Origin of the sequence: Neorhizobium petrolearium, from assembly GCF_017873175.1 — a bacterium.
GTDB lineage: Bacteria > Pseudomonadota > Alphaproteobacteria > Rhizobiales > Rhizobiaceae > Neorhizobium > Neorhizobium petrolearium.
In genome coordinates this window covers 62688-82766 of record NZ_JAGGJW010000004.1, presented here as the reverse complement: position 1 = coordinate 82766, position 20079 = coordinate 62688, and the positions used below count along the sequence as shown (strand labels likewise).

At 60.8% G+C, this 20079-nt stretch carries 18 protein-coding genes; 11 read left to right on the top strand and 7 right to left on the bottom strand.

The window, feature by feature from the left end:
• Positions 1-41: 41 nt before the first annotated feature.
• Positions 42-395 (bottom strand): hypothetical protein, encoded by a 354-nt coding sequence (locus J2046_RS08740; RefSeq protein WP_210050961.1) that lies wholly within the window; start codon positions 393-395, stop codon positions 42-44.
• Positions 396-481: 86 nt separating this feature from the next.
• Here J2046_RS08740 and J2046_RS08735 point away from each other — a divergent pair, with 86 nt between their 5' ends.
• A complete protein-coding gene (locus J2046_RS08735) occupies positions 482-910 on the top strand; it encodes a CoA-binding protein (protein ID WP_210050959.1) in 429 nt (142 codons plus the stop codon).
• A gap of 5 nt (positions 911-915) precedes the next feature.
• On the opposite strand, the gene J2046_RS08730 is transcribed toward J2046_RS08735, so the two are convergent.
• Positions 916-1344, bottom strand: coding sequence for a DUF6455 family protein (locus J2046_RS08730; RefSeq protein WP_210050958.1), 429 nt, complete (start codon positions 1342-1344; stop codon positions 916-918).
• Positions 1345-1475: 131 nt separating this feature from the next.
• Here J2046_RS08730 and J2046_RS08725 point away from each other — a divergent pair, with 131 nt between their 5' ends.
• Positions 1476-2759 (top strand): O-acetylhomoserine aminocarboxypropyltransferase, encoded by a 1284-nt coding sequence (locus J2046_RS08725; RefSeq protein ID WP_210050956.1) that lies wholly within the window; start codon positions 1476-1478, stop codon positions 2757-2759.
• A gap of 8 nt (positions 2760-2767) precedes the next feature.
• A complete protein-coding gene (locus J2046_RS08720; RefSeq protein ID WP_210050954.1) occupies positions 2768-3112 on the top strand; it encodes a cupin domain-containing protein in 345 nt (114 codons plus the stop codon).
• Between the two features lie 2 nt (positions 3113-3114).
• On the opposite strand, the gene J2046_RS08715 is transcribed toward J2046_RS08720, so the two are convergent.
• The gene (locus tag J2046_RS08715; protein ID WP_411828481.1) at positions 3115-3591 is read right to left on the bottom strand and encodes a MarR family winged helix-turn-helix transcriptional regulator; all 477 of its coding nucleotides are present in this window, start codon (positions 3589-3591) and stop codon (positions 3115-3117) included.
• Positions 3592-3745: 154 nt separating this feature from the next.
• Between J2046_RS08715 and J2046_RS08710 the strand changes: the two genes are divergently transcribed.
• Positions 3746-4561, top strand: coding sequence for an SDR family NAD(P)-dependent oxidoreductase (locus J2046_RS08710; protein ID WP_210050950.1), 816 nt, complete (start codon positions 3746-3748; stop codon positions 4559-4561).
• Between the two features lie 6 nt (positions 4562-4567).
• Here J2046_RS08710 and J2046_RS08705 read toward each other — a convergent pair whose 3' ends face one another.
• From J2046_RS08705 to J2046_RS08695, 3 genes are all read right to left on the bottom strand, one after another.
• Positions 4568-5815: a cytochrome P450 gene (locus J2046_RS08705; protein WP_210050948.1), complete on the bottom strand. Its 1248-nt coding sequence runs from the start codon at positions 5813-5815 to the stop codon at positions 4568-4570.
• 42 nt (positions 5816-5857) lie between these two features.
• Positions 5858-7615, bottom strand: coding sequence for a gamma-glutamyltransferase (gene ggt, locus J2046_RS08700; protein ID WP_210050946.1), 1758 nt, complete (start codon positions 7613-7615; stop codon positions 5858-5860).
• A 67-nt stretch (positions 7616-7682) separates the two neighbouring features.
• Positions 7683-8933: a GGDEF domain-containing protein gene (locus J2046_RS08695; protein ID WP_210050943.1), complete on the bottom strand. Its 1251-nt coding sequence runs from the start codon at positions 8931-8933 to the stop codon at positions 7683-7685.
• Positions 8934-9297: 364 nt separating this feature from the next.
• Between J2046_RS08695 and clpP the strand changes: the two genes are divergently transcribed.
• The 6 genes from clpP to J2046_RS08665 all read left to right on the top strand — a co-directional run bounded on the left by clpP (position 9298) and on the right by J2046_RS08665 (position 17703).
• Positions 9298-9930: an ATP-dependent Clp endopeptidase proteolytic subunit ClpP gene (gene clpP / locus J2046_RS08690; protein ID WP_037150763.1), complete on the top strand. Its 633-nt coding sequence runs from the start codon at positions 9298-9300 to the stop codon at positions 9928-9930.
• A 272-nt stretch (positions 9931-10202) separates the two neighbouring features.
• Positions 10203-11480 carry an ATP-dependent Clp protease ATP-binding subunit ClpX gene (gene clpX / locus J2046_RS08685; RefSeq protein ID WP_210050942.1) on the top strand — a complete coding sequence of 426 codons (1278 nt, stop codon included), beginning with the start codon at positions 10203-10205 and terminating at the stop codon, positions 11478-11480.
• A 422-nt stretch (positions 11481-11902) separates the two neighbouring features.
• Entirely contained in the window at positions 11903-14323 is a 2421-nt protein-coding gene (gene lon / locus J2046_RS08680) for an endopeptidase La (protein WP_210050940.1), read from the top strand.
• Between the two features lie 200 nt (positions 14324-14523).
• Positions 14524-14799 carry a DNA-binding protein HupB gene (gene hupB, locus J2046_RS08675; RefSeq protein WP_007753405.1) on the top strand — a complete coding sequence of 92 codons (276 nt, stop codon included), beginning with the start codon at positions 14524-14526 and terminating at the stop codon, positions 14797-14799.
• A gap of 180 nt (positions 14800-14979) precedes the next feature.
• Positions 14980-17172 carry an esterase-like activity of phytase family protein gene (locus J2046_RS08670; protein ID WP_210050939.1) on the top strand — a complete coding sequence of 731 codons (2193 nt, stop codon included), beginning with the start codon at positions 14980-14982 and terminating at the stop codon, positions 17170-17172.
• 66 nt (positions 17173-17238) lie between these two features.
• Complete coding sequence (locus J2046_RS08665; protein WP_210050938.1) at positions 17239-17703, top strand: GNAT family N-acetyltransferase; 465 nt, start codon at positions 17239-17241, stop codon at positions 17701-17703.
• Positions 17704-17750: 47 nt separating this feature from the next.
• On the opposite strand, the gene J2046_RS08660 is transcribed toward J2046_RS08665, so the two are convergent.
• The gene (locus tag J2046_RS08660) at positions 17751-18737 is read right to left on the bottom strand and encodes an aldo/keto reductase (protein ID WP_210050937.1); all 987 of its coding nucleotides are present in this window, start codon (positions 18735-18737) and stop codon (positions 17751-17753) included.
• A gap of 105 nt (positions 18738-18842) precedes the next feature.
• Here J2046_RS08660 and J2046_RS08655 point away from each other — a divergent pair, with 105 nt between their 5' ends.
• Positions 18843-20078, top strand: a complete 1236-nt coding sequence (locus J2046_RS08655) for a metallophosphoesterase family protein (RefSeq protein ID WP_210050936.1) — start codon at positions 18843-18845, stop codon at positions 20076-20078.
• Position 20079 lies beyond the last annotated feature (1 nt).

Below are 20079 nucleotides of genomic sequence, written 5' to 3'. Positions count from 1 at the left end.
CCTAGAACGGCCGCCGCGGTTGCCGGGCAGGAATCTGCACGTCAGAATCCGAGACAGCCTGGCTGCAGCGGAAAGCAGTCTTCCCGATCAGGCCTGAGTTTGCAGGCGCGAACGGGGCAGCGGGGTGTATCGGCCGACGGCACCGTCACGCGATCCGCAAATTCATGGCCGTCGCAGAAGCTGCTGTCGACGACATAGCGGTCGTAGAGGGTCATGCCGCGCACGTTTCTGGATGGATAGCGCAGGATGACCGCGCCTTCGCGTCTGATCACGCGCTGCACGGCAGCACAGGACATGCTGGTGGAATTATACCGGGAAATGGCAAAGGCCGGTTCGACCGGCAGGAGGGCGGCGGCGCAAGCCATGACGGTGAGGCTTGCGAGAAATTTTTTCATGACCTGCATCCCTTTTATCGAGACACGGACTTACATAGAGCGCGAGGATTGTGCCGCCAGAGGCATCATCAGGGAGGCTGCCATCCATGAATCATGATCATTACGACAATGCCTATATCGCCGATATCTTGAGGACCGTGAAGACCATCGCGCTTCTCGGGGCATCTCCCAATCCGGATAGGCCGAGCAATCGCGTCATGGGTTTTCTGCTGTCGAAGGGGTATACAGTCTTTCCGGTCAATCCGGGTCAGGCGGGCAAGCAGATCCAGGGGCAGACCGTCTACAAGACGCTCTCCGACGTGCCGCAGCCGGTCGATATGGTCGATGTCTTCCGCGCCGCCGAATACCTGGATGGCGTGGTCGATGAAGCACTCGCCCTTGAGACCTTGCCCAAGGTGATCTGGGGGCAGCTCAGCGTCCGCGACGACGGGGCGGCAGCCAAGGCGGAAGCTGCCGGCATCAAGGTTGTCATGGACCGTTGCCCGGCAATCGAATATCCCCGGCTTGTCGCCTGATGCCTTCAGTCGGCGAGCAGTTCCGGCCGGGCCCGCATCTCGTTGAGCAACTCGGCATTGGCGCAGTAATCAGCAAAGTCTGCGACGGCGGCGCCATCGACGAGTTCCCGGCGGCAGCGGGCCTTTTCCTGGCATTTGGAACAGGTGATGTGCATGTCGCGGAATTCCAGCGGTTCGGCGAGCCTGACCTCTTCCGGATCGATGTTCAGCAAGCGCATCAGTGATACCATTTCGTCGGCGGCGTGAGGTCCGCGCCTGATCAGAGAAATGAACTCATCCCTGGACATGGCGTTGTCATGCGCGAGAATCTTGACGGTTTCCTCATCAAGACTCGCGAGGACCTTTGCCTCCTCGATGGCGTCCCAGGTTGTGGAACACCAGCGGGCGATCCGGGAAACGAAGTTTTCATGTGTGGTGGAGGCTTGATTATTCATGGCATACTCCTCTTCGCACCTGGAGCATACGTGCGGAGAAGCGGAGATCGTTGATCAAGATCAACCAGGCCGCATTTCCCAGGTGTGATAAAAGGTTGAAAAAAGCACTTGGGCAATAAGGGAGAGAGACCATGCCGACGATCAATCCGGGCTTTTCAACTCTGGCGGTGCATGCAGGCGCCCAGCCCGATCCCGCCACGGGTGCCCGGGCGACGCCCATCTACCAGACGACGTCCTTCGTCTTTAATGACGCGGACCATGCGGCGGCCCTCTTTGGCCTGCAGCAGTTCGGCAATATCTACACCCGCATCATGAATCCGACTCAGGCGGTGCTCGAAGAGCGGGTGGCGGCGCTGGAGGGCGGCACGGCTGCGCTTGCGGTTGCCTCCGGCCATGCGGCTCAGATGCTGACCTTCCACACGATCATGCAGCCCGGCGATAATTTCGTCTCGGCGCGAAGACTCTACGGCGGTTCGATCAACCAGTTCGGTCATGCCTTCAAAAGTTTCGACTGGCAGGTTCGCTGGGCCGATACGGACGAGCCGGAGAGCTTCGACAAACAGATTGATGAACGCACCCGCGCCATCTTCATCGAAAGCCTTGCCAATCCCGGCGGCACCTTCGTGGATATCGCGGCGATCGCCGACGTGGCGCAACGGCGCGGTATTCCGCTGATCGTCGACAACACGATGGCAACTCCCTATCTCGTCAGACCGCTGGAGCACGGCGCCGACATTGTCGTCCATTCGCTGACGAAATTCCTGGGCGGGCATGGCAATTCGATGGGCGGCGTCATCGTCGATGGCGGCACGTTCGACTGGTCGAAATCCGGCAATTACCCGATGCTCTCACAGCCCCGGCCGGAATATGCCGGCATCGTGCTGCATCAGACTTTCGGCAATATCGGCTTTGCGATCGCCGCCCGCGTGCTGGGTTTGCGCGACCTCGGCCCGGCGCTCTCACCTTTCAACGCCTTCATGATCCTGACCGGCATCGAGACGCTTCCCCTCAGAATGCAGAGGCATTGCGATAATGCACTCGCCGCGGCGCAATGGCTGAAGAAGCATCCGAAAATCGCCTGGGTGAACTATGCCGGCCTCGAGGACGATCCGAACCACGCCTTGCAGCAACAGTATTCGCCGAAAGGCGCGGGCGCCGTCTTCACCTTCGGTGTCAAGGGGGGCTATGAGGCGGGCAAAGCTCTGGTCGAAGGTCTGAAGCTCTTCTCGCACCTCGCCAACATCGGCGACACCCGCTCGCTGGTCATCCATCCGGCTTCCACGACGCACCGGCAGTTGACCGAAGAGCAGCAGATCGCCGCCGGCGCCGGTCCCGACGTGGTGCGGCTGTCGATCGGCATCGAGGATGCTGCCGACATCATCGCCGATCTCGATCAGGCCTTGTCGAAGGTCTGAGGCGCGGCATGGCATCCTGGGTTCGATTCGACATCACGGCCATCAAACCGGAGGAGGGCGCTCCGGCGCCCGACCGCCTGATTTCCGGCAATCCGACCTTCCGCACCTGGAATGTCGAGGAGGCCGATGGCGGGCTCTACGCCGGCATCTGGGAGGCGACGCCGGGGAAGTGGCGGATCGCCTACGACGAGTGGGAGTATTTCCACATCCTCTCCGGCCATTCGATCGTGATGGAAGAGGCCGGCCGGCCCATCCATCTGAGGGCCGGCGACAGCATGGTCCTGAGAGCTGGCTTCAAGGGAACCTGGGAAGTCGTTGAAACGACTCGCAAGGATTACGTGATCCGGGTCTGAAATCAGTCCTTCTTGTCGCTATTGAACGCCTCTGCGAACTCCGGCGACGAGATGAAGGCGAGCGTACGCCTCATCTCCTCCGACTTTTCCTTGCCGAAAGCCTTGTCGAAGCGGTCCTGAGCGATCTGCCAGCGTGTGGTCAGATCCTTCTGCTTTTCAATTCCTGTCTCCGTCAGTCCCACGCGTTTTGCCCGCCGGTCCTTGTCGTCAGGCATCAGTTCCACCAGCCCGTCGCGAATCAGCGGCTTCAACGTGTGGCCAAGCGCGGAAAGATCCATGACCATCGCCTCTGCCAGGCTCTTGAGGGTCGGTTCTCCTGAGCGTGCGATCTGCGACAGAAGCGAGAATTGCGTGCCCTTGAGCCCCGTGTCACCCATCGCATCCTCATAGAGCTGACCGAGCTGCCGCGAAGCGCGGCGCACTGCGCTGTTGCTGCAGTAAAGCCAGATGCCGTCTTCCCGCATTTTTTCGTCGTTCACCATGTCCTTACCTGCTTTCCGCGGAGAGGATGCCCGCTTTTGGCTGGCGCTTCCACTCCCGATAAAAATTTCTGCTCTCCTCTTGTGACTTCGAAACCCCGTTTTCATATATAGTGGCATATGCCAGTAAATTCCAATCAAAGGAGATGAACCAATGACGACGTCATCCAAACTCGGAACTGCCCTCGTGACCGGCGCTTCGTCCGGAATCGGTGCGACCTACGCCGACCGCCTGGCCAGGCGCGGTTATGACCTTATTCTTGTTGCCCGCGATGAAGACAGGCTGAAAACGCTCGCAGAGCGCCTGTCGCAGGGCCATGGTGTAACGGCAGAGGTGCTGCGCGCTGACCTGACGCAGCGGGCTGATGTGCTTGCGGTCGAAAAGCGCCTGCGCGAGGACGGTTCAATCACGCTTTTCGTCAACAATGCCGGCATCGGACCGAAGGGATCGCTGCTCCAGAGCGATGCCGATTATCTTGACCAGATGGTCGATCTCAACGTCACTGCCGCGAACCGGCTTGCCGTAGCAGCCGCGCAGGCTTTCGTGGGGCGGGGCGAGGGGGCGATCATCAATACCGCCTCGGTCGTCGCGCTGTGGCCCCAGGCCTTCAGCGGCACCTACAGCGCCAGCAAGGCTTTCGTTCTTGTCCTGACGGAATCTCTGGCGAGTGAACTTGCCGGAACCGGCGTCCGCATCCAGGCGGTTCTTCCCGGGCTCACCCGGACGGAAATCTTCGACCGTGTTGGCGGCTCATTCGACAACATGGACCCGAACATGGTGATGGATGTCACCGATCTCGTCGATGCGGCGCTCGCGGGCTTCGACCAGGGCGAACTGATCACCATCCCATCGCTCGCAGACAAGACGCTCTATGAGGCGTTCGAAAATGCTCGCGGTGAATTGCGGCCCCATCTGTCGCTGAACAAGCCGGCCGCGCGCTTCGGGATTCCCTCTTCGCAAACCATTTGATCGGCTTCACCAGGAAAGTTCGAGCCTCTCCAATCCGTGGAAATGATAGACGTCCTTCACGACGGGCGTCTTCGCGATCAGCATTCCCGGCAGGCGACGGAAGAGGATCGGCAGCACGGTATTGAGTTCGAGCCTGGCAAGCGGCGCGCCGATGCAGAAATGGATACCGGCGCCGAAGGAAAGGTTCGGCGCCTCATGGCGGTTCGGCTTGAAGGTCAGCGGGTCGGAGAATTTCTTTGGGTCCAGGTTGGCGGCGGCGAGGATGAGACTCACCTTCTCGCCGCGTTTGAAGGAAAGGCCGTCCATCTCGACATCGTCCAATGCCCATCGCTGGAAGATGTGCACCGGAGCGCAGATGCGCAGCGTCTCTTCCACCGTCCGTTCTGTCGCTGCATCGTCGCGGAAGAGTTCCGATGGCGGCAGCCCGCTTTCCAGGATCACCCTCACCGAATTGCCGATCTGGTGCACGGTCGCCTCGTGTCCGGCATTGAGCAACACGATCGTCGTGGAAACCAACTCGTCGTCGGTGAGATATTGGCCCTTGTGCTCCGTATGGATCATGTGGGTGAGCAGATCCCCGCGTGGTGACCTGCGCCGTTCGGCGATCAAGTCCTTGACGTAATCCGCGAATTCCTTCGCGGCGCGGTCGGCCGCATGTTCGTCCTCTGCTGTCCGCTTGAACATGTACATGCCCACATAGGCATGCGACCAATCGAGGAGCTGTGGCCCCATCTCGTCGGGAATGCCGATCATCCTTGCGATCATCGTCACGGGGATGATGTCGGCGAAGGAGGAGAGCAGTTCTGTTCCGCCGTCCTTCTCGAAACCATCAATCAGCTTTTCAGCAAGCTCGGCGATCTCGGGCCTCAGCCTTTCGATGTGACGGGAGACGAAGGCGCGGTTGACGAGCGTCCTGAGCCGCGTGTGCTCCGGTGGTTCGAGTTCCAGCAACGAATGGCGTTCGGCAAGATCGAAGTTCTCAAGATGCGGCTGAGGAGCGGGAAGCCCCAGGTCCTCCCGGCCGGCGATGTGCAGGATCTGCCGGCCGAACCGCCGGTCGCGCAAGAGCGCGTTCACATGGTCGTAGCCGGTGAAGAACCATTGTCGCTGCTCTTCCCAGTAGAAGGTCGGGCAGTGTTCGTGGAGAAGCGCGTAGACGCGGTTCGGATCGCTATAGAAGGCGGGATTGCGTCCGTCGAGAAAGACGCGGCGGGTTTCGGAATCGATGCGGAGAAAATCGGGCAGAGCGTGCATGCCCGATGCCTAGCGCAATACCGTGAAACGGGGAAGTCCCGTCTATTCGCCGACCGCCACACCCTCGCGGCGCGGATCGGCGCTGCCGACAAGGCCGTTCGCGGTGATCTCGATCGCATGCAGGCCGGAGTTCATCTCGCCGGCCTTCACCTGGTATCCGAGCGCCTGCAGCGGCTCGGCGAGCTTTTCCGCGTCCGTGCCGGCCTCGATGTCGTAGGTTCCGAAGCGGTTGATCAAATGCGGCTGGGCGACGATCTGTTCTACCGACATGCCCCAATCGATATAGGCGATCAGCGCCTGTGCCACGTAACCGATGATCTGGCTGCCGCCGGGCGAGCCGATGGCGAGAAGCGGCTTGCCGTCCTTCATGACGATGGTGGGCGACATGGAGGAGCGGGGCCGTTTTCCGGGCTCGACGCGGTTGGCGACCGGCAGGCTCCCGTCGTGGGTCTTGAAGGAAAAGTCGGTAAGCTCGTTGTTGAGCAGGAAACCGTTGGTCATGAGCCGCGAGCCGAAACCGCTTTCGATCGTCGTGGTCATTGACACGACATTGCCTTCCTTGTCGACGATGACGAAATGGCTGGTGGAGGGGAGTTCGATCGCCTCGCCGTCCCCGAAAAGTAGGGCGTGGTCCCACTCCGGCTCGCCGGCCTTCACGGAGTCGGCGGCAAGCGCTTTCTCGCCGTCGAGCAGTGCAGCCCGCGTGCCGAGATAGTCCTTCTTGACGAGACCCTTGATAGGCGAGGGGACGAAGTCCTGATCGGCGAGATAGCGTTCGCGGTCGGCGAAAGCGAGGCGCTGCGCATCGCCGATGATCCGCCAGCTCTCGGCGCTTTGCGGCCCGAGGCCTTTGATGTCGAAATTCTCGATCGTGCCGAGAATCTGGCCGACCGCGACCCCGCCGGAAGACGGCGGCCCCATGCCGCAGACGTCGAGCGCGCGATAGTTGAAGCAGATCGGCTCGCGTTCCTTGATCCGATAGTTGGCGAGGTCGGTAAGCGACAGCACGCCCGGATTCCCGACTGCTTCCCGTACGGTTTTGACAATGGCTTCGGCGATTGGCCCGTTATAGAAGGCATCGGCACCGCCAGTGGCGATCGCCTTCAGCGTCTCCGCGTAGGCGGGGTTCTTGAGGATGGCCCCAACCTTCAATGGCGCACCCGAAGCGTCGTAGAAATAGCCGCGCGGACCTTCGTATTTCTTCAGCCGGTCACCTTCGGCGGCAATCAGGGAGGCCAGGCGCGGAGAGACTTCGAAACCATTTGTGGCGAGGGTTTGCGCCTGTTCGAACAGGCTCGTCCATTCCGCCTTGCCGTAGCGCTTATGGATCTCGTGCAGCAGCCGCACGGTGCCGGGGGTGCCGACCGACCGGCCACCGACCACGGCGTCCATGAATTTCAGCGGCTGGCCCTGCGCATCGAGGAACAGTTTCGGCGTTGCCTCCATCGGCGCGGTTTCCCGGCCGTCGAAGGTTGTAAGCTTGTTGGCGGCTGCGTCGTAGAAGACGAGGAAAGAGCCGCCGCCGAGGCCGGAGCTCTGCGGTTCGACGAGACCGAGCACGGTCTGGACTGCTACCATGGCGTCGATCGCATTGCCGCCCTTGGCGATCACATCTCGCCCTGCTTCTGCCGCCAGCGGATTGGCCGCCGCGACCATGAAATTCTTCGCTTCGACGCGCTTTGCGGTCGCCATCCCCGTCGCGCGTTCCGGTGCGAGGGTATCGGATGCCTGTTGAGCCCCGATCACACCTGCCGAAAGCACAAGCGAAAGCGCAAGGCTCGTGAAAAATGTCGCTCGCATATGGCACTCCCTCCGCCATTGATCCCTGACGGAGAATGTGGACCTTACGGAAGGAAGGACAAGAGGGTCAGCGTTTGCCGAGCAATGCGAGGCGTTTGAGGGCCGCCACCTGTCGGTTGGCGCGGATATCGGTCGGTGCTTCGTCTTCGCCCTGCCGGTCGGCGGCGGGAATGATGGAGGCCTCCGCACCTGTATCGATCGCCGTGCGGTCGCGGCCGCTTTCCTTGGCGGCATAGAGAGCTCGGTCGGCGGCGCTCAGCAGCAGGTCGAGATCGGCTTCGTCGGCTGTCGCAAGCGCGATGCCGGCGCTCACCGTGACCCTGATCCGATGCTCGCCGGCAGTGATGACCTGACGCTTTAGGGTGAGGCGGATCGCCTCCGCTATGCTGGCGGCCTCGATCATATCGCCGACGCGCAGGATCGAAGCGAATTCTTCACCGCCCATGCGCCCGAAGAAGCCGCGGCCGCGCATTGAGGTCTGGCCGACCTGCGAGAATGCCACCAAAACCGCATCGCCGGCCTGGTGTCCGCAGCGGTCGTTGATCTGCTTGAAGCCGTCGAGGTCGAAATGCAGGAACGCAATCAGTGGCTTCTTAGCCTTCTGGACCATGCGCAGGCCATGGAATTCATCGATGAGGCCGCGACGGTTGAGCACGCCGGTCAACGGATCGGTCACGGCGAGCATCTTCAGTTTCTCCTCCGATCGTTCTGTCAGCAGTTTTGCGCCGCTCATGATGCCCGCGACGAAACAGAAGGCGGCGGGAAAGAAAAGCCATATGGCATTCGGCGCGGTGGCAAACGAGGTCGGGCGATTGACGACGGCAAGGATGGCGCTGGCGCCGTTCGCCAGGAATTGGACGCTGATGAAACTGGCCATGAAGCGGCGTGTGGACCGGGACGGCCCGTTGTTCCTGACAAGGGTGCCGATCATGATCGCATAGCCGACCATGGCCGCGGCATTGTAGAGCACCACCCGGTTCGCAAAGTTCTCCCGGATCGGGTCCAGCAACATGCCGGCGATCCAGATAAGTGCCGGAATGGCGACAAAACCCTGGACCGGCTTGCGATCGAATTGCAGGAGCCCGGCGATCCACAGGCCGATGGCCACGAATATGACGGTATTGGCGATCTGGATGGAAAGGAAGTCGGGAATGTCGCCGCGCAAGGCAACCAGCGCGACGCCCAGACTATGCAGCGCAAAGCCGCAGCCCCAGGTCAGATAGAAGTTGTCCCGCTCGTGAAACCAGCGCGAAAACAGGAGGACGGCGAGCGTCATCGCCTCCACTGACCAGATCATCAGGCCCGTCAAAATGTCCACTTGCCCCTCCGCGCCCGACTTTGGGCAGGAGCAGCATGGCTGAGACTCTTTAAAACGAGGTTGCCGGGATGACAGAATCCGGGACCGGCCGCGAAGCGGAACAAGCAATGCCCGAATGTGTTCACACACACTTTACCGTGATCGGGCAAAAACTTGTGCATGCGAGCGGAAACGAATCCCGGCCGGCTGCAATGTCGGAGGAATCATACTAGCGCTCGATCTCACGCATCCCACGCGGCAGTTAAGGATATCAGGTGCTCCGTCTTGAAGTACCGGGCGTTGACACTCTATGTAGGGAATGACCTATTCCATTTGATTCCGGAGCGCCTCTCTGCCTTCGGCAAGTGCTTGACAAAGGACGGACATGAGAAACCCAATTGATACCGCAATGGCCTTGGTGCCGATGGTCGTAGAGCAGACCAATCGCGGTGAGCGCTCTTATGACATCTTTTCGCGCCTCCTGAAGGAGCGGATCATCTTCCTGACCGGTCCGGTGGAGGACCAGATGGCGTCGCTCGTCTGCGCCCAGCTTCTCTTCCTCGAAGCGGAAAACCCGAAGAAGGAAGTCGCCCTTTACATCAATTCGCCCGGCGGCGTCGTGACTGCCGGCATGGCGATCTACGATACGATGCAGTTCATCAAGCCCGCTGTCTCGACGCTCTGCATCGGTCAGGCGGCGTCCATGGGCTCGCTTCTGCTTGCGGCCGGCGAGAAAGGCATGCGCTTTGCGACGCCGAACTCCCGCATCATGGTGCACCAGCCATCCGGCGGGTTCCAGGGACAGGCCTCCGACATCGAACGCCACGCCCGTGACATATTGAAGATGAAAAGACGTTTGAACGAGGTCTACGTGAAGCATACCGGCCGCACGTACGAAGAAGTCGAAAAGACGCTCGACCGCGACCACTTCATGGATGCCGACGAGGCCCGCGAATGGGGCGTCGTCGACAAGATCCTGACTTCGCGTCAGGAAATCGAAGGCGGCTCGGGAGATTGAGTGGAAGCGTGAACCTGTGCGTCTCACCCCGTTGTGAGCAAAAAAGGGTTTCAAGTCGCACGGAAAGCGCTATTAATGCTGTGTTGAACTTTTATGACATAGCATGCGTTTCCTGAGGGTTTCGTTGCCGTCGATCTGCATGATGTGCCCGGATCGGTAGAGTACCCTTAAGGGCAGGCAGGCACGTGAAGCCCGTCAGATGGGTTTGGCGGGCTTGTAGAGTGGACCGCGCCCGTTCTGACTTGAGCGCGGAGTGCTGGAAGGAAAGTGATATGAGCAAAGTCAGCGGCAGCAACGGCGGCGACTCCAAGAATACTCTGTATTGCTCTTTCTGCGGAAAGAGCCAGCACGAAGTCCGGAAGCTGATCGCCGGGCCGACGGTGTTCATCTGCGATGAATGCGTCGAACTGTGCATGGACATCATCCGCGAAGAGAACAAGACCTCGATGGTCAAGTCCCGCGACGGGGTTCCGACACCGCAAGACATCATCAAGGTTCTCGACGAATACGTCATCGGCCAGAAGCAGGCCAAGCGCATCCTGTCGGTCGCGGTGCATAACCACTACAAGCGCCTGGCGCATGCCTCCAAGGGGGGCGATGTGGAGCTCGCGAAGTCGAACATCATGCTGGTAGGCCCGACCGGCTGCGGCAAGACCTATCTTGCCCAGACGCTCGCCCGCATCATCGACGTGCCCTTCACCATGGCGGATGCCACGACGCTCACCGAAGCCGGCTATGTCGGCGAGGACGTCGAAAACATCATCCTGAAGCTCCTTCAGGCGGCCGACTACAATGTCGAACGCGCCCAGCGTGGCATCGTCTACATCGACGAAGTGGACAAGATTTCCCGCAAGTCCGACAACCCGTCGATCACCCGCGACGTGTCGGGCGAGGGCGTCCAGCAGGCGCTGCTGAAGATCATGGAAGGCACGGTCGCCTCGGTCCCGCCCCAGGGCGGCCGCAAGCATCCGCAGCAGGAATTCCTGCAGGTCGATACGACGAACATCCTGTTCATATGCGGCGGCGCGTTTGCCGGTCTCGACAAGATCATCTCCGCCCGCGGCGAGAAGACGTCGATCGGCTTTGCCGCCACGGTGCGCGCCCAGGACGAGCGCCGGGTCGGCGAGGTGTTGCGTGAACTGGAGCCGGAAGACCTGGTCAAGTTCGGCCTGATCCCGGAATTCATCGGCCGTCTGCCGGTCCTGGCGACGCTCGAAGACCTGGACGAGGATGCGCTGATCCAGATCCTTTCGGAACCGAAGAACGCTCTCGTCAAACAGTACCAGCGGCTTTTCGAGATGGAGGACGTGGAACTGACCTTCCACGAGGATGCACTGCGCGAGATCGCCAAGAGGGCGATCGTCCGCAAGACCGGCGCACGCGGCTTGCGCTCCATCATGGAGAAGATCCTGCTCGATACGATGTTCGAGCTTCCGGCGCTGGAAGGCGTGCGCGAGGTGGTGATCTCCGAAGACGTCGTAAAAGGCACGGCTCGCCCGCTCTACATCTATGCCGACCGGCAGGAAGAAAAGGCCAACGTCTCGGCCTGAGCTACGCAAGCTGGATGATCATCTTGGAGAGGCCCTGACAGGGGCCTCTTTTCGTGCCGATATACACACTTGCTTTTTTTATTTATTCCACCATTTTCGCATTGCGAAGAGTTGCGCCTGGTGCATCTTGCATTAGAAAATGCGCAGGAAGATTAGCCGCTGCTCTATAGCGGCGTGGCCTGCTTCGGTTATAGTTGTTGACGGTCGGTGACCGCGTGCTGTGTTCTTGGCGTCCCGTATGAGCGTTTCGAGTGCGCGCTTTGTAATGCTACTGTCACAATGCTGATGCGACGGCAGCACTGCAAGGCTTGAAATCAAATTTCGGAAACGCCACTTTGGGCGGGAGTGAAGTGCCTGGGTGATTGCCCTGTGATCTGCCCAGGCGACGTATCCCGGAAACGGGACGATGGAAAGGAATTGAAATGACGAATTCAACGTCTGCGGCACCTGGCGGCGAAACCTATCCGGTGCTGCCTCTGCGCGACATTGTGGTCTTTCCGCATATGATCGTGCCACTGTTCGTCGGACGGGAGAAATCCATTCGCGCGCTCGAAGAAGTGATGGGGTCCGACAAGCAGATCATGCTCGTCACCCAGATCAATGCCGGCGACGATGATCCCGAACCCTCGGCAATCTACAAGGTCGGCACGGTTGCCAACGTGCTGCAGCTCCTGAAGCTTCCCGATGGCACCGTGAAGGTGCTCGTCGAAGGCCGCGCGCGCGCCCAGATCGATGGCTATACGGACCGCGATGAATTTTACGAGGCAACGGCGAATGTTCTCGACGAGCCCGAAGAGGACGCCGTCGAGGTCGAGGCTCTGTCCCGTTCGGTGGTTTCCGAGTTCGAGAACTACGTGAAGCTGAACAAGAAGATCTCGCCGGAAGTCGTCGGCGCCGCAAGCCAGATCGAGGATTACTCGAAGCTGGCAGACACGGTCGCCTCGCACCTGTCGATCAAGATCACCGAGAAGCAGGAAATGCTGGAGACCGTCAGCGTCAAGCTGCGTCTCGAAAAGGCGCTCGGCTTCATGGAAGGCGAGATTTCCGTCCTGCAGGTGGAAAAGCGCATCCGCTCCCGCGTCAAGCGCCAGATGGAGAAGACCCAGCGCGAATACTACCTCAATGAGCAGATGAAGGCGATCCAGAAGGAACTCGGCGACGGCGAGGAAGGCCGCGACGAGATGGCCGAACTCGAGGAGCGCATCTCCAAGACGAAGCTTTCGAAGGAAGCCCGCGAGAAGGCCGATGCGGAGTTGAAGAAGCTTCGGCAGATGAGCCCGATGTCGGCGGAAGCCACCGTCGTGCGCAACTATCTCGACTGGCTGCTTGGCATTCCGTGGGGCAAGCGGTCGAAGATCAAGGCCGACCTCAACAACGCCGAAAAGATCCTCGAAGCCGATCACTTCGGCCTCGACAAGGTCAAGGAACGCATCATCGAGTATCTGGCCGTCCAGGCGCGCGCAACCAAGATCAAGGGACCCATCCTGTGCCTCGTCGGCCCCCCGGGCGTCGGCAAGACCTCGCTTGCCCAGTCGATCGCCAAGGCGACCGGCCGCGAATATGTCCGCATGGCGCTCGGCGGCGTCCGTGACGAAGCCGAAATCCGCGGTCACCGCCGCACCTATATCGGCTCGATGCCCGGCAAGGTCATCCAGTCGATGAAGAAGGCGAAGAAGTCCAACCCGCTCTTCCTGCTCGACGAGATCGACAAGATGGGCATGGACTTCCGCGGCGACCCGTCTTCGGCGCTGCTCGAAGTGCTGGACCCGGCACAGAACTCGACCTTCATGGACCATTACCTGGAAGTCGAATACGACCTGTCCGACGTGATGTTCATCACCACGGCAAACACGCTGAACATCCCGGCACCGCTGATGGACCGTATGGAAATCATCCGCATCGCCGGTTACACCGAGGACGAGAAGCGTGAGATCGCCAAGCGTCACCTTCTGCCGAAGGCAATCAAGGAGCATGCGCTGCAGCCGAACGAATTCTCGGTGAGCGACGATGCCCTGATGGCGATCATCCAGCAGTACACCCGTGAAGCGGGCGTCCGTAACTTCGAACGTGAACTGATGAAACTCGCCCGCAAGGCGGTGACCGAGATCATCAAGGGCAAGACGAAGTCGGTCGAGGTCACGGCTGCCAACATCAATGACTATCTCGGCGTTCCGCGCTTCCGCCACGGCGAGGCCGAACGTGAGGATCAGGTTGGTGTCGTCACCGGTCTTGCCTGGACGGAAGTCGGCGGCGAGCTCCTGACGATCGAAGGCGTCATGATGCCGGGCAAGGGCCGCATGACGGTCACCGGCAACCTGAAGGAAGTCATGAAGGAATCCATCTCGGCGGCGGCATCCTATGTCCGTTCGCGCGCTGTGGATTTCGGCATCGAACCTCCGCGCTTCGACAAGTCGGATATCCACGTCCACGTTCCGGAAGGGGCGACCCCGAAGGACGGGCCCTCGGCGGGTGTCGCCATGGCCACCGCGATCGTCTCGGTCATGACCGGCATTCCGGTCAACAAGGACGTCGCCATGACCGGCGAGATCACGCTTCGCGGCCGTGTTCTGCCGATCGGCGGTCTCAAGGAGAAGCTCCTTGCGGCGCTGCGCGGCGGCATCAAGAAGGTTCTGATCCCGGAGGAAAACGCCAAGGACCTGGCGGAGATTCCGGACAATGTGAAGAACAACATGGAGATCATTCCTGTCTCGCGTATGGGTGAAGTGATCCGCCAGGCGCTTGTCCGCCAGCCCGAGCCGATCGAATGGGACGGCACGGTGGAAACGCCGGTGATTGCGACCGTCGAAGGGGTCGACGACGTCGGAACTGCGATCGCCCACTGATCGATCGTCTTTTGGTCATGCCAAATTGGCACTATCCACGGAAAAAGCCGGTTTCAAGCCGGCTTTTTTTGTGAAAACTGCCGGACACCCCTTGTTTTTCAGGCGATTGCGGAGCTTTTGGGTTGCCAAGGCCCGACACCGAACTATTGTCGGCGCCGAAATACATGAGTCGTTCCAAAACCGCTGAAAGGGGTGGAAACATGAACAAGAACGAATTGGTATCCGCAGTGGCCGAAAAAGCCGGTCTCTCCAAGGCTGATGCCGCATCTGCTGTTGATGCCGTTTTTGAGACCGTACAGGCTGAGCTGAAGAAGGGTGGCGACATTCGTCTTGCCGGCTTTGGCAGCTTCTCCGTTTCCCGTCGCGAGGCATCCAAGGGCCGCAACCCGTCGACCGGCGCCGAAGTCGACATTCCGGCACGCAACGTGCCGAAGTTCTCGGCCGGCAAGGGCCTGAAGGACGCCGTCAACAGCTAACGCGCTGCCTCCGGGCAACCCTGTAGCAGTCTCAATAACGGAAAGGCCTGGGTTTCCCGGGCCTTTTTCGTTTTCTCAGAACATCGTAGGTTGGACAGCTCCAACGTGTGAGAACCGTCATCCCTCTGTCATACGCATGCTCCAATAACCACCAACGGTTTTATGGACAGGAGGGCTCCTATGACATTCCGTATTCACGCCGCGCTGACGGCAGTGCTTCTCGCCTCGGTCGCAGCGCCTGCCAGCGCAGAGCAGGTCTTCAACCGCATCGCATCCTTCCCCATTGCCAGCAATCTTCCTGCGGACAAGGATAAGCTGGCAACCACGTCGGCGGAAATCATCACCGCCAGCGAGGACGGCAAGACGCTGATCTATTCCGACAGCCCGCTCGGCGCGATAGGTTTCATCGACATCACCGATCCCAAGACTCCGAAGGCGCTCGGCGCGCTGTCTCTTGACGGCGAGCCGACATCCGTAGCCGCCGTCGGCTCCAAGGTTTTTGCCGCCGTCAATACGTCGGAAAGCTACGCAAAGCCGTCCGGCAAGCTGAATGTCGTGGATATCGCGTCGAAGAAGATCGAGGCGACCTGCGACCTCGGCGGTCAGCCGGATTCGATCGCTATTTCGAAGGACAAGACCTTTGCCGCAATCGCCATCGAGAACGAGCGCGACGAGGACGTGAACGACGGCGCCATCCCCCAGATGCCGGCCGGCGATCTGGTCATCGTATCGCTGAAGGATGGTGCCGTCGACTGCGACTCCATCAAGCACGTCACGCTGACCGGACTTGCTGGCGTCGCCCCGGAAGACCCGGAGCCGGAATTCGTTGCCATCAACGATGCCGGCGAGATCGCGCTGACGCTCCAGGAAAACAATGAGATCGTCATCATCGACGGCAGGACAGCTGCGGTGAAGGGGCATTTCTCTGCCGGCACGACGACGGTCGAAGGCGTGGACACCAAGTCCGACGGTGCATTGACCTTCACCGGCAAGGTGGAGAATGTCGCCCGCGAGCCCGATGCGGTGAAGTGGCTGGACAATGACCGCCTCGTCGTCGCCAACGAAGGCGACTGGAAAGGCGGTTCGCGCGGCTTCACGATCTTCGACAAATCCGGGAAGGTTCTTTATGAAGCCGGCGCCTCGTTCGAGCACGAGATTGCCCGCATCGGCCACTTTCCGGACAAGCGCGCCAAGTCCAAGGGTGTCGAGCCCGAGGGCCTGGAGGCGGCCACCTTCGGCGCCAGCAAGTATTTCTTCGTTCTGTCCGAGCGCGCATCCATTGTCGGCGTCTACAAGGACACCGGCGCCGAGCCCGAGCTCACGCAGCTCCTGCCTTCCGGCGTCTCCCCCGAAGGAGCGGTCGCCATTCCCGGGCGCAACCTCCTCGCCACCGCCAACGAAGTGGATCTCGGCAAGGACGGCGGCGTCCGCTCGCATGTTATGATCTACGAATATGCGGAGGGCGAAAAAGCCTATCCGACGCTGGTCTCCAAGGATCAGGACGGCAAGATCATCGGCTGGGGTGCGATGTCCGCGCTGGCCGGCGATCCGGAAAAGGAGGGCATCCTCTATGCCGCAAACGATTCCTTCTACGGTATGCAGCCTTCGATCTTCACCATCGACACGACGAAGACGCCCGCTGAGATCACCGGTGTCCTGCGCGTGAGCCGTCAGGGCCAGCCGGCCCAGAAGCTCGATATCGAGGGTCTGGCTACGGACGGTAAGGGTGGCTTCTGGCTGGCCTCGGAAGGGGACGCGGCCAAGCTTGTGCCGCATGCACTCTACAACGTCGACAAGAAGGGCGAGATCAAGGCCGAGATCGGCTTGCCGGCCGAACTGCTTTCCGGCGAGACCCGCTTCGGCTTTGAAGGCATCACCACCGTTGGCTCCGGCGACGACCTGACACTCTGGATGGCAATCCAGCGCGAATGGAAGGACGATCCCAAGGGCACCGTAAAACTCGTTTCCTACAAGCCGAAGAGCAAGGAATGGGGCGCGGTCCGCTATCCGCTGGAGAAGGCAGATGCCGGCTGGGTCGGCCTTTCGGAAATCACCGCGCACGGTGACCACGTCTACATCGTCGAGCGCGACAACCAGATCGGCGACAACGCCAGGCTGAAGAAGCTCTATCGCGTCGCGATCGCCGACCTGAAGCCGGTGAAGCTCGGCGGCGAACTGCCGCTGGTGAAGAAGGAAGAAGTCCACGACTTCATCCCGGATCTGAAAGCGACCAACGGCTATGTTCTCGACAAGCTCGAAGGCTTTGCCTTTGACAAGTCGGGCAAGGCCTTTGCCGTCACCGACAACGACGGCGTCGACGATAGCTCCGGCGAGACGCTGTTCTTCCCGGTTGAGCTGAAGGTTACGAACTAAGCATCCACGGATGCCAAGATAAGGAAAGGCCGGGTTTTATCCGGCCTTTTCGTGTAAGGAGATGTGATGGATATTGGTATAGAGCTGGCATCCGCGGCGCAAAAGCCTCTGCTGAGAGATCTTCTTTCCCAATATCTCGCAGAGTTCGAAAGATATGGTGGCTCCGCCCCTGACTACCCGTATTTCGATGCCTATTGGCAGGAGACCGAAAGCCGCTGGCCCTATCTCATACGACGAGACAGCGAATGCATCGGCTTGGCCTTCGTCAATACCTGGTCCCCGTCGGGCCAAGGCACGGATTTCTCGATAGCCGAATTCTATATCGTTCCGGACGCGCGACGGCATGGTGCTGGACGCGCCGCCGCCACCGCCGTTCTGCGCGCCCATCCTGGCCTCTGGGAATTGAGCGTCATGGCGTTGAACACACCGGCCCAAGCCTTTTGGCCGCGGGCGATCGATGCTGCCGGAGGAGGGGCCTTGGAGCGGGTGAAATCGGATAGCGAGACGATTTACCGGTTTAGGATCGGCTAACGGAAGAAAGGCTAAATACCGTCGGCGATAGCCCCTCATCCGATCCCTCACCAGCGCTGATGCACATGCGGGGTGATGAGCCGCGCATAGATTTCCTTCGCCGCCGTCATTACGTCGTCGGAAAGCGGGGCAAGATCGGCCGCCGCCGCATTGGCCCTGGCTTGTTCGGCGTTGCGCGCGCCGGGGATGACGACTGTGACAGCCTCGTTCATCAGGATCCATTTCAGCGCGAAGGCGGCCATGGCAGCGCCGGCCGGCACCAGTTTGCGCACCTCGTCGACGGCTTGAAGGCCCACCTCGAAGGGCACGCCTGCAAAGGTCTCGCCGACATCGAAGGCCTCGCCATGGCGATTGAAGTTGCGGTGGTCGTCCCTGGCGAAGGCAGTTTCACGGGTGATCTTACCGGACAGCAGACCGCTGGCGAGCGGCACACGGACGATAACCGCCACGTTTTTCCGCTTGGCCTCCTTGAAGAACAGATCGGCCGGCCGTTGGCGGAAGATGTTATAGATGATCTGGATGCTGACGACGTCGGGATATTCGATCGCCTTCAAGGCCTCCTCGACCTTTTCGACGCTGACGCCGTAATTCCTGATCTTGCCGGCACGGCGAAGATCGTCGAGCGCGCCGAAGACGTCCGGGCGGTAAAGGACCTCGGTTGGCGGGCAATGGAGCTGCACGAGGTCAAGGCAGTCGACTTCGAGGTTTTTGAGGCTGCGGTCGACGAAGCCTTCGAGATTGGCCCTGGTGTAACCGTCGGCGACGTGCGGGTTCAGCCGCCGTCCGGCCTTGGTCGCGACCATCGGGCGCGTGCCGCCACGCGACTTCAAAACGCTCGCGATGATCTTTTCCGAACGGCCGTCGCCATAGACGTCTGCGGTGTCGATGAAGGTGACGCCGGAATCGAGCGCGGCTTCCAGCGCCGCCCGGCCATCCGCCTCGCTGACATCGCCCCAGGAGCCGCCGATCTGCCAGGCGCCGAAGCCGACCTCGCTGACGGTGAAGGATGTGCGTCCGAACGCGTGCTGTCTCATGATGTCCTCCGATATATCCACAGGCCGCTCAAGCCGGAGCTTCCGTCGCGCCCGGCATTTGCCTAAAACACATGCTCAAGCTGGGCAATCAAAACAAGCGATTCGATGACGTCCTTCCGTTTTATCCATGCCGCCGACCTGCATCTCGGCAGTCCCTTCCAGGGGCTGGCGATGAAGGACGCGGCGATCGCGGAACTCTTCATTGAGGCGAGCCGCAAGGCCTTTTCGGCGCTGGTGGATCAGGCGGTGGAGCGCAAGGTGGATTTCTTCATCGTCGCCGGTGACGTTTACGACGGTGACTGGAAGGACAACAAGATCGGCTTGTTCTTCAACCGCGAGGTGGCACGGCTGGAGCGCGCCGGCATCCCAGTCTTCCTCCTGAAGGGCAATCACGACGCCGAGAGCGTGATCACCAGGACGATCACGCTGCCGAAGAATGTCAGCGAATTTCCGGTCAACAAGCCCGGCACGTTCAAGCTGGAACACTTGAAGGTGGCGCTGCACGGCCAAGGTTTTGCCGAACGCTCGGCAACCGAAAACCTGGCGCTTGCCTATCCGAAACCGGAGCCCGGCTGGTTCAACGTCGGCGTGCTGCATACCTCACTGACCGGCCGCGAGCCGCATGCGCCCTATGCGCCGTGCTCGGTCGAAGATCTGCGCTCGCGCGGCTACGACTATTGGGCGCTCGGCCATGTGCATGATTTCGAGATCGTCGCGAAAGACCCCTTGGTGGTTTTCCCGGGCAACCTGCAGGGCCGTTCGATCCGCGAGCAGGGGGCGAAGGGCGCCGTGCTGGTCACGGTCGAGGACGGTCGCGTCACCCATGAGCGGATCATCACCGACAGCGCCCGTTTCGGCGAGCTTGCCGCGATGGTCGAACCGGACGACGATATCCCGGCCATTCTCCGGCGACTGGAAAATGCACTGGAATCCGTTGCCGAGAAGATGGAAGGACGGCCGCTGGCGCTCCGTATCCTACTGACCGGCAGGAGCCGTTTCCGCAACGAGCTGACGGCGCGCGCCGACGATTTCCGCGACGAGGTGCAGGCCGCCTGCCATCGCTGCCACGCGGACATCTGGCTGGAGAAGCTGGACGTCCGGCTGGAGCCGGAAACAGCCGGTGCCGCGGTACCGGTGGACATGCTCGGCTTGGCAGGCCTCATCCCCATGGGGACATTCCCGCCGGAACTATTGGCCGACGCGGAAGCCAGGATCGCCGAGATCACCGCGCGTCTGCCGGGTGGCATCGGCGCCGGCGATCTTGCCCTGGGTGACGACGCGGAAACGCTGCTGGCCGAAGCCCGCGATCTTTTGCTCGCGCGCGCGGCGAGGGCTGGCTGAC

Coding starts and splice junctions, on each gene's coding strand:
- J2046_RS08740 (WP_210050961.1), bottom strand. CDS start 395: ATGAAAAAATTTCTCGCAAGCCTCACCGTCATGGCTTGCGCCGCCGCC.
- J2046_RS08735 (WP_210050959.1), top strand. CDS start 482: ATGAATCATGATCATTACGACAATGCCTATATCGCCGATATCTTGAGG.
- J2046_RS08730 (WP_210050958.1), bottom strand. CDS start 1,344: ATGAATAATCAAGCCTCCACCACACATGAAAACTTCGTTTCCCGGATC.
- J2046_RS08725 (WP_210050956.1), top strand. CDS start 1,476: ATGCCGACGATCAATCCGGGCTTTTCAACTCTGGCGGTGCATGCAGGC.
- J2046_RS08720 (WP_210050954.1), top strand. CDS start 2,768: ATGGCATCCTGGGTTCGATTCGACATCACGGCCATCAAACCGGAGGAG.
- J2046_RS08710 (WP_210050950.1), top strand. CDS start 3,746: ATGACGACGTCATCCAAACTCGGAACTGCCCTCGTGACCGGCGCTTCG.
- J2046_RS08705 (WP_210050948.1), bottom strand. CDS start 5,815: ATGCACGCTCTGCCCGATTTTCTCCGCATCGATTCCGAAACCCGCCGC.
- ggt (WP_210050946.1), bottom strand. CDS start 7,615: ATGCGAGCGACATTTTTCACGAGCCTTGCGCTTTCGCTTGTGCTTTCG.
- clpP (WP_037150763.1), top strand. CDS start 9,298: ATGAGAAACCCAATTGATACCGCAATGGCCTTGGTGCCGATGGTCGTA.
- clpX (WP_210050942.1), top strand. CDS start 10,203: ATGAGCAAAGTCAGCGGCAGCAACGGCGGCGACTCCAAGAATACTCTG.
- lon (WP_210050940.1), top strand. CDS start 11,903: ATGACGAATTCAACGTCTGCGGCACCTGGCGGCGAAACCTATCCGGTG.
- hupB (WP_007753405.1), top strand. CDS start 14,524: ATGAACAAGAACGAATTGGTATCCGCAGTGGCCGAAAAAGCCGGTCTC.
- J2046_RS08670 (WP_210050939.1), top strand. CDS start 14,980: ATGACATTCCGTATTCACGCCGCGCTGACGGCAGTGCTTCTCGCCTCG.
- J2046_RS08665 (WP_210050938.1), top strand. CDS start 17,239: ATGGATATTGGTATAGAGCTGGCATCCGCGGCGCAAAAGCCTCTGCTG.
- J2046_RS08660 (WP_210050937.1), bottom strand. CDS start 18,737: ATGAGACAGCACGCGTTCGGACGCACATCCTTCACCGTCAGCGAGGTC.
- J2046_RS08655 (WP_210050936.1), top strand. CDS start 18,843: ATGACGTCCTTCCGTTTTATCCATGCCGCCGACCTGCATCTCGGCAGT.